Consider the following 13,390-nt stretch of genomic DNA (forward strand, 5'->3'; position numbering starts at 1 on the left):
AATAGTTCCTCGTGACTACGAAGAACTCCCCGTACACCGTCAATGTGTACGACCTCATGCGCCATCCCGGCGCCATGCGCGAGCAGCGCATCAGCATCCCGGTCACGGAGAAGCTCGGCGAGGGCCTGATCAGCGTGCCCGAGGGCGAGACCATCGATCTCGACCTCCGGCTGGAGTCGATGCACGAGGGCATCCTCGTCACCGCGGACGCCCAGAGCACGGCCGTCGGCGTCTGCGGACGCTGCCTGATCGACATCGAGCAGCCTGTCCAAGTCGATTTCCAGGAACTTTTCGCGTATCCTTCTGACGAAGCTTTCGATCATGAGGTTCACGACGACCACGTGGATCTTGAACCTCTGATCAGGGATGCGGTGGTGCTGTCACTGCCGTTCCAGCCGGTGTGCCGGCCGGACTGCCCGGGTCTCGACCCCGAGACCGGGGAGAGGCTGGCGGATGTACCGGACCGCGAGCCCACCCAGACGATCGATCCTCGATGGTCGGCGCTCGCAGGTTTCCAGGCTTCCGACACCGATGACCACCCGGATGTTTCCGGAACGAACACAGAGAAGAGATAGCCATGGCCGTCCCCAAGCGGAAGCAGTCGCGCGCCAACACCCACGCCCGCCGTTCGCAGTGGAAGGCCTCGGCCCCCACGCTGGTCAAGACCATCGAGAACGGCAAGGTCACCTACAGCCTCCCGCACCGCGCCAAGGTGGTCGAGGACTCGGCGGGCACCGCCCTCTTCCTCGAGTACAAGGGCCGCAAGGTCGCCGACGTCTGATCGTCGCGTGGTCTCTGAGAACACAGACCGCACTGCACTCCTCCAGAAGCTCGGGGTCGATATCGACCCCGAGCTTCTCGAGCTTGCGCTGACACACCGTTCGTACGCGTACGAGCACGGCGGCATCCCCAACAACGAGCGCCTTGAATTCCTCGGCGACTCGATCCTGGGGCAGGCGGTCACGGTGAAGCTGTTCCGCGAGAACCCGCACCTCGACGAGGGTGAGCTCGCCAAGCGGCGCGCCAGCCTCGTCAGCTCCGTCGCGCTGGCGGAGGTCGCGCGCGGCATCGGCCTGGGGGAGTACCTGAAGCTGGGCCGCGGTGAGAACCAGAGCGGCGGACGCGAGAAGGCGTCCATCCTGGCCGACACGGTCGAGGCGCTGATCGGCGCGACGTACCTCGATGCGGGCGGCGACGCCGCGACCGCGCTGGTCCTGCGCCTGATCGAGCCCCTGCTCGATGACCCGGACCGGTTCGGCGCCGCCATGGACCCGAAGACGAGCCTGCAGGAGGCGGCCGCCCACCGCGGCGCGGGCCTGCCCGTCTACACGGTGACGAACACCGGGCCGGACCACTCCAAGACCTTCCACGCCACCGTCGAGGTCGGCGGCCTGGTCACCGCCACCGGCGAGGGCACCAGCAAGAAGCAGGCGGAGATGGCCGCGGCGCTCAGCGCCTGGACGGAACTGACGAGACGACGTGCCCGAGCTTCCCGAGGTTGAGGTCGTCCGCGCCGGACTGGCCCCCGCGGTCACCGGCGCGACCATCCTCGGCGTGGAGGTCTTCGAACCGCGGTCGCTGAAGCGGCACGACCCCGTCGCGGGCGCGTTCGAGACGCTGCTCACCGGCCGGACCATGCAGGGCCCGGTCCGCCGCGGCAAGTTCCTGTGGATCCCGCTCGAGGGCACCCCGCGCCGCGCCATCGTCGCCCATCTCGGGATGAGCGGCCAGATCCTTCTGCGCGAGCCCGGAACGGCGGAGGCCGGCCTGCTCCGCATCCGCCTGCACATCGAGAGCCCGGAGCACGGCGAGCTCTGGGTGCACTTCGTCGACCAGCGCATCTTCGGCTCCATGGCGGTCGATTCGCTGGTGCCGACGGACGACGGCGCGCACGGTGGCCTCGGGACGGACGAACCGCTGATCCCGACCCAGGTCACCCACATCGCCCGCGACCCGCTGGACCCCGCGTTCGACGACGCCCGCTTCGCCGCTGCGCTCGCGCGCAAGAACACCGGCATCAAGCGCGCCCTCCTCGACCAGACCCTGGTCAGCGGCATCGGCAACATCTACGCCGACGAGGCGTTGTGGGCGGCGCGCATCCACTACGCCCAGCCGGCGAACTCGCTCAGCCGCGCGAAGGTCCGCACCCTCCTCGCCGAGATCCGCCACGTCCTCGAGAAGGCGCTGGCCGAGGGAGGGACGAGCTTCGACGCGCAATACGTCAACGTCAACGGCAACTCGGGCTACTTCTCCCACAGCCTCAACGCCTACGGCCGCCAGGGTGAACCGTGTCCGCGCTGCGGCACCCCGATCGTCCGCGAGCAGTTCATGAACCGCGGCTCGCACTTCTGCCCGCGGTGTCAGCGGCTGCGCGCCCCGCGGGCGGCCGCCTGACGTCGGGACGCTACTCCAGCGTCTTCTGCCAGTGCCCCGTCAGCGCGTGGGGCCGGAACCCGAACGCGCGGTTGATCGCGAGCATCGGGTCGTTCTCGTCGGCGTTCCAGGTCAGGATGCGGCGGATGTGCGGCGCGCGGCGGCCGAGCTCCTGGATGTTGCGCAATTTCACCGCCGTGCCGAGCCGGTGTCCGCGGTGCGCGCGCGCCACCAGCGTGTCGTACTGCTCCGCCTTCGTCCCGTCCGCCGGCACCGCGAGCTCCGTATAGGCGGCGATCTCGCCGGTCGCCTCGTGCACCGCGGCGGTCACGAGCAGCGGCTCGCCGCGCGCCACCAGCGTGCGCTCCTGCGACCGCACCCGCTCGCCGTCCCAGTCCTCCGGGTCGACGGCGATGCCGGTCTGCGGGATGTCCGTCGCCATCCGCGCCTTCATCGCCGCGAAGCGCTCCAGCAGGTCGTCCGGGGCCGCGCCCCACCACGACACCAGACGGAAGCCGTTCAGCGGCATCGTGAGTCCGGCCTCCAGCGCCGGTGGCAGCGGCAGGTGGAGCTCGCTCGACCGTTCGATCTGGCCGAGCGTGTAGCCGTGGCGGAGGGCGAACCGCACATCGCGCGACTCGCGGGGAGTCCGGCCGTCCCCACAGGCGCCCGGACCAGCCGGTCCGTCGCCTCCAGCGTGCGCACGGGGTGCTCGGTGTACGTCGAGATCACGCGGCGTCCGCCGTCCGCCGCCAGCTCCTCGCCCTTCGCGAGCAGCGCCGAACCGATCCCGCGTCCGCGGAGCGCCGGTACCACGTCCACCAGCAGCGACACGGTCTCCGAGTCCTCGTCGAGGGGAAGATCGCCTCGACGCGCCCGACGATCGCGCCCTCCTCGACAGCGACGAAGACGATCCGCTCGGTGTACTCGTGCTCGCGGTACGCGGCCAGCGCCTGCTCCGCTGTCTCGACGAAGTCCTCGTCGCCCCACAGGTCGACCACGATGCCGTTCAGGACGCCGTTAAGCTCCTCGAACGCGGCCGCTTCCGGTGTGCCGAGCGCATCCGGGATGAGCAGCCGCGTCACGCGCAACGTGCGACACCTCCTCGAGCCGGTCCGCGAGAGGCTTCAGCCTATCCAGGGCGCCACGCGGTGTGAAGCATCCCGAACGGTTTGGTTTCGATCGTGTAAATCCCGATCCCGAATGGTGTGGCATTTCGTTGCGCGCACGGTAGTCTCAGCACACCTATTCGTGGTGCGACGTGGCAAGAACGCTGCGTTCGCGACGAATTGAACGTCGAGAGGCAAGAGATGCTACGGAAGAAAGTCACCATCGGTGCGGCTGTTGCAGCGTCAGTCGCACTGCTCCTGGCCGGATGTGCGAACCAGCCGTCCACGGGAGGATCCACCAACGGGAACTCGTCCAAGGTCGACATCCCGGCGATCACGTCGGTCGATGTCCCCAAGGACGCGGTGCTCCCCGCCGGCGACGGAAAGGCCACCTGTCCTGCTGGCCTGACCATCGGCTACGTCGGCGCCGAGACCGGCCCGAACGCTCAGCTCGGTATCAACATCTACAACGGCATCCAGCTGGCGATCGACCAGCACAACGAGTCCAACAAGGGCTGCCAGGTCGCCTTCAAGAAGTTCGACACCGAGGGTGACCCGAACAAGGCGACCGGTCCAGTCACCCAGGCCGTCAACGAGGCCGACATCATCGGCGTCGTCGGCCTGCCGTTCTCGGGTGAGTCGAAGGCCACCGGCAACATCTTCGAGCAGCAGGGCCTGGTCCACATCACCCCGTCGGCCACCAACCCCGGCCTGACCCAGAACGGCTGGAAGACCTTCTTCCGCGGCCTGGGCAACGACGCGGTGCAGGGCCCGGCGGCGGCCAAGTTCCTCACGGGCAAGCTGGAGGCCAAGAAGGTCTACCTGGTCCAGGACGACTCCGACTACGGCATCGGCCTCGGCACCCAGACCTCGAAGGCGCTCGGCGACGCGCTCGTCGGCACCGACAAGGTGACCACCGGCCAGAAGGACTTCTCCGCGGTGATCTCCAAGATCATCAACGCGAAGCCGGACGCGGTCTACTACGCCGGTTACTACGCCGAGGGTGCTCCGTTCGACCAGCAGCTGGTCAACAAGGGCTACAAGGGCACGTTCGTCGGCCCGGATGGTGTGAAGGACGACCAGTTCATCAAGCTGGCCGGCGACGCGTCCAGCAACGCGTACTTCACCTGCCCCTGCATCCCGGGTGAGCTGATCACCGACTTCGAGGGCGCCTACAAGAAGCTCGCGAACGCCGAGCCGGGCACCTACTCGATCGAGGGCTACGACGCCGCGACCGTCCTCCTGTCGGGCATCGACAAGGGCAAGACGACCCGCGCCGACCTGCTGTCCTTCGTGAAGGACTACGACGCCGACGGCCTCAGCAAGCACTACAAGTGGGACGCCACCGGTGAGCTGCAGGCGCCTGCCGTCTACGGCTACAAGGTCGAGAACGGCAAGATCGTTCCGATCGGCACCATCGGCGAATAACGACACCAGGAGGGTGCCGCGGGCCCCAGCGGCCCGCGGCACCCTTCTTTTCGGACTACGCTCTTCAAATCGATCGGATCGACGGTGATCCGGCCCAGAACCCCTGGATGCTCGAATGCTCGAAACCCTCGTCCTCCATCCCGCCCTCGATAGTTCCTGGATCAACTTCGACGTCAACGCGCTCGTCCAGAACTTCTGGAGCGCAACCTTCGACGGCCTCACCTTCGGCGCGGTCTACGGCCTCATCGCCGTCGGCTACACGCTGGTGTACGGCGTCCTGAACCTCATCAACTTCGCCCACTCCGAAGTGTTCATCGTCGGCGCCTACGGCGTCGTCGTCACCCTCACCACGCTGGGCTTCGGCCCGAGCGCCCCCAACCTCAGTCCAGCGGCGATCATCGGCGACCTCATATTGGCGCTGCTCGTCGGTATGGTCGCGGCGGGAGCCACCGCGTGGATCCTGGAGCGTGTCGCCTACCGGCCGCTGCGGAAACGCAACGCACCCCGCCTGGTCTTCCTGATCACCGCGATCGGCGCGTCGTTCACCATCCAGTACCTGATCTTCCTGATCCGGGGCGCGAACGCGGAGCCGGCGGTGACCATGTTCATCCCGCAGCCGATCTTCGACGTCTTCGGCACGATCGTGAACAGCCAGCAGCTGATCATCGTCATCGCCTCGGTGCTGCTGATGGTCGGCACGGACTGGTTCATCCGCCGCACCCGCACCGGCCGCGGCATCCGCGCGGTCGCGCAGGACCCGGACACGGCGACGCTGATGGGCGTGAACAAGGAGCGGATCATCCAGATCACGTTCATCACCGGCGGTATCCTCGCCGGCGCCGCGGCCCTGTTCTACGTGATGCTCGTCCCCTCGGGCGTCATCTACAACGGCGGCTTCATCCTGGGCGTCAAGGCGTTCGCCGCGGCCGTCCTCGGCGGCATCGGCAACGTCCGCGGCGCACTGCTCGGCGGTCTGCTGCTGGGCGTCATCGGAAACTACGGCCAGATCCTGCTGGGCGACTCGCAATGGACCGACGTCGTCGCGTTCGTCGTCCTGGTCCTGGTGCTGCTGGTCAAGCCCAGCGGCATCCTGGGCACCTCGCTCGGAAGGAGCCGCGCATGAGCATGACGGAAGGTCCCCGGGTCCTCCCCGACGGCCGCGAGGAGCAGGCGGTCGACGCGTTCGAGGCCGGCCGCGGCAAGCGCGCCAACGGCCCGTTCCAGCAGTTCCGCGACCGCTGGAACAACCTGCCCCGCCCCGTGCAGTGGGCGTGGCTGCTGATCGTCGTGGCGCTGGCGTACGCGTTGCCGTACCTCAACTTCTTCCCGCTGAGCACCGCGCCCGGCAACGACTGGCCGCTGGCCTGCTTCTCGATGGCCGTGTACGCGCTCATCGCGATCGGCCTGAACGTGGTGGTCGGCTACGCCGGCCTCCTCGACCTCGGCTACGTGGCGTTCTTCGCCGTGGGGTCGTACACCGCGGCGATGCTGACCAGCCCCGACTCGCCGTTCGTCAAGATCCCGTACCTGTGGACGATCCCGGTCGCCATCGCGGTGACGATGACGTTCGGCATCATCCTCGGCGTCCCGACGCTCCGCCTCCGCGGCGACTACCTGGCCATCGTGACCCTCGGCTTCGGTGAGATCGTCCGCATCCTGGCCACGATCATCCCCGCGATGAAGGGCCAGGTCGGCTTCCAGAACGTCGGCCACCCGCCGGGGACCAACGCCGACGGCGTGCCGATCTTCTCGAACTCGAACGGCGTGCCCTGGTACTGGCTGACGATCACGGTCATCATCGTGATCCTGCTGCTGGTCGGCAACCTCGAGCGCAGCCGCGTCGGCCGCGCGTGGGTCGCCATCCGCGAGGACGAGGACGCCGCCGAGATCATGGGCGTCCCCACCTTCAAGTACAAGGTGTGGGCGTTCGCGATCGGCGCCGGCGTCGGCGGTCTCTCCGGCGCGCTGTTCGCCGGTCAGGTCGGCTTCGTCAACAACCAGAAGTTCGACGTGCAGACGTCCATCCTGTTCCTCGCGGCCGTCGTCCTCGGCGGTGCGGGCAACAAGGTCGGCGCGATGCTCGGCGGCGCGATCGTGGCGTACATCCCGCTGCGGTTCACCGTCATCGCGGACTACAAGTACCTCATCTTCGGCATCGCCCTCGTGCTGATCATGATCTTCCGGTCGCAGGGCCTGTTCCCGGCGCGGCAGAAGCTGCTCGCCTACGGCAGGCACGCCTACCGGTTGATGGTGGACGCGGCGAAGCGGAGCCCGAGGCCGGTGACCGGGGCCACCCCGGCGGTCGGCACGGCGACGCTCGACGCGGGATCGCTCGATGGTGACGGCGCGAAGGGAGGCGCACGATGACGGACGCACGCAACACCGCTCCCGAGGAGGAGCCGGCGCTCGGCGCCAACGAGGACGAGCTGGAGGCCGCGGGCATCGACCTGGAGGTCGCCGAGGCTGCGGCCCCGGACCGCGAGATCGCGGTCGAGGTCGGCGAGAACATCGTGGAAGTGCGCAACCTGACCGTGAAGTTCGGCGGTCTGACCGCGCTCGACGACGTGACGTTCGACATCCGCCGCGGCGAGATCCTGGGTCTGATCGGCCCGAACGGCGCAGGCAAGACGACCTGCTTCAACGCGATGACGGGCGTCTACAAGCCGACCAGCGGCGACGTGCTGCTGGAGGGCCAGACGATCAAGGGCCGCAAGCAGCACCAGATCACCCGCATGGGACTGTCGCGCACGTTCCAGAACATCCGCCTGTTCGGCGAGATGACCGCTCTGGAGAACGTGGTCGTCGGTCTGGACGCGCGCCACCGCACCTCGGTGCCCGGTGCGCTGCTCCGCCTGCCGCGCCACCAGCGCGAGGAGAAGTCGTCGATCGACCGCGGCATGGCGCTGCTGGAGTTCGTCGGCATCGCCGACCACGCCGGTTCGCTGTCGCGGTCGCTGCCGTACGGTTACCAGCGCCGCCTGGAGATCGCGCGTGCGCTGGCGACGGACCCGAAGGTGCTCTGCCTGGACGAGCCGGCCGCCGGCTTCAACCCGGCGGAGAAGGAGGAGCTGATGGAGCTCATCCGCACCATCCGCGCCGACGGGTACACCGTGCTGCTGATCGAACACGACATGAAGCTGGTCATGGGCGTCACCGACCGGATCGTGGTGCTGGAGTTCGGGCGGAAGATCGCCGACGCCAGCCCGGAGGAGATCCGGAACGACCCGAAAGTGATCGCCGCCTACCTCGGGGAGCCCGAAGATGACGTTGCTTGAGCTGAAGAACATCAGCGTTTCCTACGGCCGGATCGAGGCCATCCACGACATGTCGTTCTCCGTAGAGGAGGGCGAGATCGTGAGCCTCATCGGGGCGAACGGCGCCGGCAAGTCGACGACCATGAAGACGATCTCCGGCATCCTCAACCCTTCGAAGGGGAGCATCCTCTTCGACGGGGAGGACATCACCAAGATGAAGGCGCACATCCGCGTGATCCGCGGGATCTCGCAGGCGCCGGAGGGCCGCGGGATCTTCCCGGGGATGACGGTGATGGAGAACCTGGACATGGGCGCCTTCGGCCGCAAGGACCGCTCCAAGATGGGCGAGGACTTCGACCGCGTGTTCGGGCTGTTCCCGCGTCTCGCCGAGCGCAAGACGCAGGTCGGCGGCACGATGTCCGGCGGCGAGCAGCAGATGCTCGCCATCGGCCGCGCGCTGATGTCGAACCCGCGCCTCCTGCTCCTCGACGAGCCGTCGATGGGCCTGGCCCCGCAGTTCATCCGCCAGATCTTCTCGATTGTGACGGAGATCAACAAGCAGGGCACGACTGTCCTGCTGGTGGAGCAGAACGCCAACCAGGCGCTGGCCCGCGCACATCGCGCGTTCGTGCTGGAGACCGGTGTGATCACCCGCGCGGGGACGGGGCGCGAGCTGCTGTCCGACCCGGCGATCAAGGAGGCGTACCTGGGCGTCGCGTGACGTCACCTCCATCCAGTCCGCGAAGAGTGCACGCTTTCCACCCGGAGAGCGTGCACTCTTCGTGTACTCGGGGTGGGTCACCCGGCGCTCCGGCGCGGCAAGCCCGTGAACGTCCGGTAAATTCGCCTGCGTGTACTTGAAGAGTCTGACGCTCAAGGGCTTCAAGTCGTTCGCGCAGCCGACGACTTTCGCCTTCGAGCCGGGCGTCACCTGCGTCGTCGGCCCCAACGGGTCCGGCAAGTCGAACGTCGTGGACGCGCTCGCCTGGGTGATGGGGGAGCAGGGCGCCAAGACGCTTCGCGGCGGCAAGATGGAGGACGTCATCTTCGCCGGCACCGCCACGCGCGGTCCGCTCGGCCGCGCCGAGGTGCAGCTCACCATCGACAACTCCGACGGCGCGCTGCCGATCGAGTACTCCGAGGTCACCATCTCGCGCACGCTGTTCCGCAACGGCGGCAGCGAGTACGCCATCAACGGGCAGTCGTGCCGGCTCCTGGATGTGCAGGAACTGCTCAGCGACTCCGGTCTCGGCCGCGAGATGCACGTCATCGTCGGCCAGGGTCAGCTCGACGCCGTGCTGCACGCCAGCCCCGAGGACCGCCGCGGCTTCATCGAGGAGGCCGCCGGCATCCTGAAGCACCGCCGCCGCAAGGAGAAGACGCTTCGCAAGCTCGAGGCGATGCAGACGAACCTGACGCGCCTCAGCGACCTGGCGGGCGAGGTCCGTCGCCAGCTGAAGCCGCTCGGGCACCAGGCCGAGATCGCGCGTGAGGCGCAGTCCATCGCCGCCGTGGTCCGGGATGCGCGGGCGCGCCTCCTCGCGGACGAGGTGGTCACCCTCCGCCGCACCCTCGACTCGCACGGCCGCACCGAGGCGGAGCGGCACAGCGAGCAGATCGTGCTGCAGGAGCAGCTGGAGCAGAAGCAGCTGCGCCGCGCCCGGCTCGAGCAGGCGCAGGTGGGGGATGCGGTCGACAAGGCCCGCAGCACCGCCTTCGCACTGGAGTCGGTGCAGGAGCGGCTGCGCAGCCTCTTCACGCTCGCCAACCAGCGCGTCGCCCTCCTCGGCAGCCAGGCCGACGCCTCCGACGCCACGCCCAGCGTCACTCCGCAGAACGTTCAGGATGCCAAGGACGAAGTCGACCGCCTGCGCGGCGTCGTGACCGAGGCGGAGGCGGCGTGGACGGCGGCGCAGGCCGCCACCCGCAACGCCCGAGCCCGACTGGATGCGGTGGACGAGGAGATCGCGGCGCAGAGCGCGCTGGTCTCCCGACACGATCTCGAGATCTCCAAGCTGAACGGTCAGGCCGAGGCGGCCGCCCAGCGGCTCGCGGCCGTTCGCGGCGAAGTGCTGCGGCAGCAGAACGCGCTCGACGCCGCCACCGAGCGCCGCGAGCGCGCCCGCGCCGACTTCGCCGCCCGCGAGGCGGAGGCCGCGACCGCGGACGTCGGCGAGGGCGACCTCGACGAGGCGTACGAGCTCGCGCAGGCGGCGGTCTTCGACGCAGAGGGCGAGATCGAGCGCCTGCGCGAGGAGCTGCACACGCTCGAACGCGAACGCGACGCCCTCGCCGCCCGCACCAGCGCTCTGTCCATGGCTCTCGACCAGAAGGACGGCTCGGCCGCCCTCGTCGCGGACCGTCTCGACGGCGTGCGCGGCCTCGTCGCCGAGCACGTCCGCGTCCACCCCGGTCATGAGGCCGCGATCGCCGCCGCCCTCGGCACGCTGGCCGACGCCGTGCTCGCCGACGACCGGGAGGCCGCCCGCGCCGCCGTCGCGCACGCAGCCTCCGGTGACCTCGGGCGGGTCGAAGTGGTCATCGCCGACGCCGCCGCGGCCGACGTCGACCTGGCCGGCGTCCCGGGCGTCGTCCCAGCGACGAACGTCGTGGAGGCGCCGACCGGGGTCCGCGGCATCCTCGCCTTCACCGCCATCGCCGACGACCTGGACGCCGCCCAGCGCGCGTTCGAGGCGTTCCGCAGCCGTTCGCTCGGTGGTCCGGTGACCATCATCACGAAGTCCGGTGACGTGCTGACCGAACACGTCCTCCGCGGCGGTTCCGGCGCGAAGCAGAGCCGCATCGAGCTCATCGCCGACCGGGAGGCCGCGCAGGAGCGGCTGACCGAGGTCACGTCGCTCATCGACCGGGCCAAGTTCGCCCTCGCCGAGCAGCGCGGCGTGCTGCAGGTGGCCAAGGAGCAGTCGCAGGCCGCCCTCACGACCCTGCGCGAGTTCGACGCGAAGCTCGCGGCGCAGACCGAGCAGCTGAACCGGCTCAAGGTGCAGCTGGAGGCGTCCCAGGCCGAGTTCGACCGTCTCAGCAAGGCGCTCGAGCAGGCCGCCGAGCGCGTCGCCGAGGCGGAGCAGGCGGCCGAGAAGGCGAAGGCCGAGCTGGATGCGGCCCGCTCGCGTCCTCGTCCCATCCTCGATGTGAGCGCCCGTGACGGCCTGTCGACCGAGCTGGATGTCGCCCGCGAAGCCGAGGTCGAGGCGCGCCTGGCCGTCGAGACGGCGAAGGAGCGCGTCCGCGCCGAGCAGGCCCGCGGCGAAGCCCTGGCCCGCCGGCTGGACGCGGAGCGGGCCGCCGCCGAGGAGGCCGCCCGCCGTGCCGTGATCCGCCGCCGTCAGCTCGACGCCGCCGAGTCCGTGATCGACGCGCTCCCGGCGGTGCTCTCGTCGGTCGACCGCAGCGTCGCGCAGGCCCGCGTCGAGCTCGCGACCGCGGAGGCCGAGCGCGCCAGCCAGAACGAAGAACTCGCGACGCTCCGCCGCGACGAGAACGCCGTCCGCGAGCGCCTGCAGGCCATCACCGAGTCCGTGCACGGCCTCGAGCTGCAGATCTACGAGAAGAAGCTGCACCTGTCCAGCCTCCTGGAGCGTGCCGGAAGCGAGCTCGGGCTGGTGGAGGACGTCCTGGTCGCCGAGTACGGACCCGACGTGCCGGTGCCCGTCGACGCGGCCCGCGGCGAGGAGCAGGACGCCGACCCCGATGCCGAGCCGCAAACCGTGCCGTTCTCGCGCGAGCAGCAGCAGAAGCGTCTCGCGGCCGCCGAGCGCAAGCTCGCCCAGCTCGGCCGGGTGAACCCGCTCGCCCTGGAGGAGTTCGCCGCCCTGGAGCAGCGGCACAAGTTCCTCACCGAGCAGCTGACCGACCTCACGAACACCCGCAAGGACCTGCTGACGATCATCGAGGACATCGACGAGCGGATGCAGACGATCTTCGAGTCCGCGTTCGCGGACACCGAGGCGGCGTTCACGCGCGTGTTCCCGATCCTGTTCCCCGGGGGGCAGGGCAGCATCACGCTGACCAACCCGGACGACCTGCTCACCACGGGCATCGAGGTGTCGGTGAAGCCCGCGGGCAAGAAGATCGAGCGCCTGTCGCTGCTCTCGGGCGGCGAGCGGTCGCTCGCGGCGGTCGCGCTGCTGATCGCGATCTTCAAGGCGCGTCCCAGCCCGTTCTACATCATGGACGAGGTGGAGGCGGCACTCGACGACGCCAACCTCGGCCGCCTGCTGACGATCTTCGAAGACCTCCGCGAGAGCAGCCAGCTGATCGTCATCACGCACCAGAAGCGGACGATGGAGATCGCGGACGCGCTCTACGGCGTCTCGATGCGCCAGGACGGCGTGTCGGCGGTCGTCGGCCAGCGCGTCGCGCAGGAACAGGCCAGCTAGCGCGTCCTCACCACTCGATCGCGGCGAGGGCGTCGTCGACCGGCGCAAGCGCGTCGGCGGCGCGCCGTTCGCAGTCGGCGGCGATCGCGTCCAGCGTGCCGTCGGGCGCTCCTTCGCGCAGCTGCCGGGCCAGCAGGATCAGGTCGCGGTGGTCGCCCAGCGCATCCTGGACCGTCTCGGCCGCCGCGGCCAGACGCTCGGCCCGGTCGCCGAGGTCGTCGGCTACGGCCTCCGCAGCGTAGCGCAGCCGGCGCGCCGCCTTCCGGGTCGCGTGCCGCTGCTCCAGTCCGTCCCCATCGCTCCGCTGCACGCGGCGCACTGCTTTCTTGAGGCCCTTCCGTGCGACCTTTCCGGGATCCGCCTCGCCGGCCTCGCTCAGCGGGGAGCGGCGGCGAACTGCTGCAGGTCGGCCAGGAGCTCCCGGTGTCCTCGGCTCCGCAGCAGCCGGAGGAGGTCGTCCAGCGCACGTTCGTGCTGCTCGCGCGTCCTCGCCGCCAGGGCCGAGATCGCCTTCACCACGGCGGGGTCCGTCTGCTCGTCCGCGAGCCCGGCGAGGTCTCCCGCGCGCACCTCCAGGTCGCGCATATCGCCCAGTCGATGCCCGAGTCCCTTCAGCCGCGCGCGCATCCGGCGCTCGGCGTCGCGATCGAATGCGCGTCGGTACACGCTCAGGATGCTGCGCAGTCGCCGCACCCGCGTCCTCGCCTGATGGACCGCATCCTCGCCGCCCGTCTCGATCGCCACCAGCTGCTCCGCCAGCTCCGCCGATACCCCCACGAGCGCGTACATGACCACACGGTACATCCGGCCCGGCTAATCTGATGAT

Annotated in this window: 12 protein-coding genes and 1 pseudogene; 10 read left to right on the forward strand and 3 right to left on the reverse strand. The window is 69.4% G+C overall.

Going from position 1 to position 13,390, the window contains the following annotated elements; translation table 11 throughout:
- Nucleotides 1-11 precede the first annotated feature (11 nt).
- From ACRAWB_RS04415 to mutM, 4 genes are read left to right on the forward strand one after another with little or no spacing between them, the layout of a single operon-like run.
- The gene (locus tag ACRAWB_RS04415; protein WP_431352231.1) at nucleotides 12-575 is read left to right on the forward strand and encodes a YceD family protein; all 564 of its coding nucleotides are present in this window, start codon (nucleotides 12-14) and stop codon (nucleotides 573-575) included.
- 2 nt (nucleotides 576-577) lie between these two features.
- The gene (rpmF, locus tag ACRAWB_RS04420; protein WP_064108731.1) at nucleotides 578-781 is read left to right on the forward strand and encodes a 50S ribosomal protein L32; all 204 of its coding nucleotides are present in this window, start codon (nucleotides 578-580) and stop codon (nucleotides 779-781) included.
- A 7-nt stretch (nucleotides 782-788) separates the two neighbouring features.
- Nucleotides 789-1,502, forward strand: coding sequence for a ribonuclease III (gene rnc / locus ACRAWB_RS04425; protein ID WP_431352232.1), 714 nt, complete (start codon nucleotides 789-791; stop codon nucleotides 1,500-1,502).
- On the forward strand, nucleotides 1,480-2,394 hold the full coding sequence (gene mutM, locus ACRAWB_RS04430) for a bifunctional DNA-formamidopyrimidine glycosylase/DNA-(apurinic or apyrimidinic site) lyase (RefSeq protein ID WP_431352233.1): 915 nt from the start codon (nucleotides 1,480-1,482) through the stop codon (nucleotides 2,392-2,394). Before rnc ends, mutM begins: the two co-directional genes overlap by 23 nt.
- 10 nt (nucleotides 2,395-2,404) lie before the next feature.
- On the opposite strand, the gene ACRAWB_RS04435 is transcribed toward mutM, so the two are convergent.
- Both ACRAWB_RS04435 and ACRAWB_RS04440 read right to left on the reverse strand, forming a co-directional pair.
- Entirely contained in the window at nucleotides 2,405-3,001 is a 597-nt protein-coding gene (locus ACRAWB_RS04435; protein ID WP_431352234.1) for an N-acetyltransferase family protein, read from the reverse strand.
- Nucleotides 3,002-3,101: 100 nt separating this feature from the next.
- Nucleotides 3,102-3,458 (reverse strand): hypothetical protein, encoded by a 357-nt coding sequence (locus ACRAWB_RS04440; RefSeq protein WP_431352235.1) that lies wholly within the window; start codon nucleotides 3,456-3,458, stop codon nucleotides 3,102-3,104.
- A 225-nt stretch (nucleotides 3,459-3,683) separates the two neighbouring features.
- On the opposite strand from ACRAWB_RS04440, the gene ACRAWB_RS04445 reads away from it, so the two are divergent.
- The 6 genes from ACRAWB_RS04445 (at nucleotide 3,684) to smc (ending at nucleotide 12,564) form a co-directional block, all read left to right on the forward strand.
- On the forward strand, nucleotides 3,684-4,910 hold the full coding sequence (locus ACRAWB_RS04445) for a branched-chain amino acid ABC transporter substrate-binding protein (protein WP_431352236.1): 1,227 nt from the start codon (nucleotides 3,684-3,686) through the stop codon (nucleotides 4,908-4,910).
- A 115-nt stretch (nucleotides 4,911-5,025) separates the two neighbouring features.
- Nucleotides 5,026-6,033, forward strand: coding sequence for a branched-chain amino acid ABC transporter permease (locus tag ACRAWB_RS04450; protein WP_431352237.1), 1,008 nt, complete (start codon nucleotides 5,026-5,028; stop codon nucleotides 6,031-6,033).
- The gene (locus ACRAWB_RS04455; protein WP_363808492.1) at nucleotides 6,030-7,277 is read left to right on the forward strand and encodes a branched-chain amino acid ABC transporter permease; all 1,248 of its coding nucleotides are present in this window, start codon (nucleotides 6,030-6,032) and stop codon (nucleotides 7,275-7,277) included. The genes ACRAWB_RS04450 and ACRAWB_RS04455 overlap by 4 nt, the downstream gene beginning before the upstream one ends.
- Nucleotides 7,274-8,185 (forward strand): ABC transporter ATP-binding protein, encoded by a 912-nt coding sequence (locus ACRAWB_RS04460; RefSeq protein ID WP_363808493.1) that lies wholly within the window; start codon nucleotides 7,274-7,276, stop codon nucleotides 8,183-8,185. Before ACRAWB_RS04455 ends, ACRAWB_RS04460 begins: the two co-directional genes overlap by 4 nt.
- Nucleotides 8,172-8,885: an ABC transporter ATP-binding protein gene (locus ACRAWB_RS04465; RefSeq protein ID WP_064108738.1), complete on the forward strand. Its 714-nt coding sequence runs from the start codon at nucleotides 8,172-8,174 to the stop codon at nucleotides 8,883-8,885. The genes ACRAWB_RS04460 and ACRAWB_RS04465 overlap by 14 nt, the downstream gene beginning before the upstream one ends.
- 130 nt (nucleotides 8,886-9,015) lie before the next feature.
- A complete protein-coding gene (gene smc, locus ACRAWB_RS04470; protein ID WP_431352238.1) occupies nucleotides 9,016-12,564 on the forward strand; it encodes a chromosome segregation protein SMC in 3,549 nt (1,182 codons plus the stop codon).
- Between the two features lie 7 nt (nucleotides 12,565-12,571).
- On the opposite strand, the pseudogene ACRAWB_RS04475 reads toward smc, so the two are convergent.
- Nucleotides 12,572-13,368 (reverse strand): annotated as a pseudogene (locus ACRAWB_RS04475) (CHAD domain-containing protein).
- Nucleotides 13,369-13,390 lie beyond the last annotated feature (22 nt).

This window comes from Leifsonia poae (assembly GCF_050632865.1).
Taxonomy (GTDB): Bacteria; Actinomycetota; Actinomycetes; order Actinomycetales; family Microbacteriaceae; genus Leifsonia; species Leifsonia poae_B.

Bases quoted from the DNA above. Each gene is read 5' to 3' on its own strand.
- rpmF (WP_064108731.1), top strand. From the start codon at position 578: ATGGCCGTCCCCAAGCGGAAGCAGTCGCGCGCCAACACCCACGCCCGC.
- ACRAWB_RS04445 (WP_431352236.1), top strand. From the start codon at position 3,684: ATGCTACGGAAGAAAGTCACCATCGGTGCGGCTGTTGCAGCGTCAGTC.
- ACRAWB_RS04450 (WP_431352237.1), top strand. From the start codon at position 5,026: ATGCTCGAAACCCTCGTCCTCCATCCCGCCCTCGATAGTTCCTGGATC.
- ACRAWB_RS04455 (WP_363808492.1), top strand. From the start codon at position 6,030: ATGAGCATGACGGAAGGTCCCCGGGTCCTCCCCGACGGCCGCGAGGAG.
- ACRAWB_RS04460 (WP_363808493.1), top strand. From the start codon at position 7,274: ATGACGGACGCACGCAACACCGCTCCCGAGGAGGAGCCGGCGCTCGGC.
- ACRAWB_RS04465 (WP_064108738.1), top strand. From the start codon at position 8,172: ATGACGTTGCTTGAGCTGAAGAACATCAGCGTTTCCTACGGCCGGATC.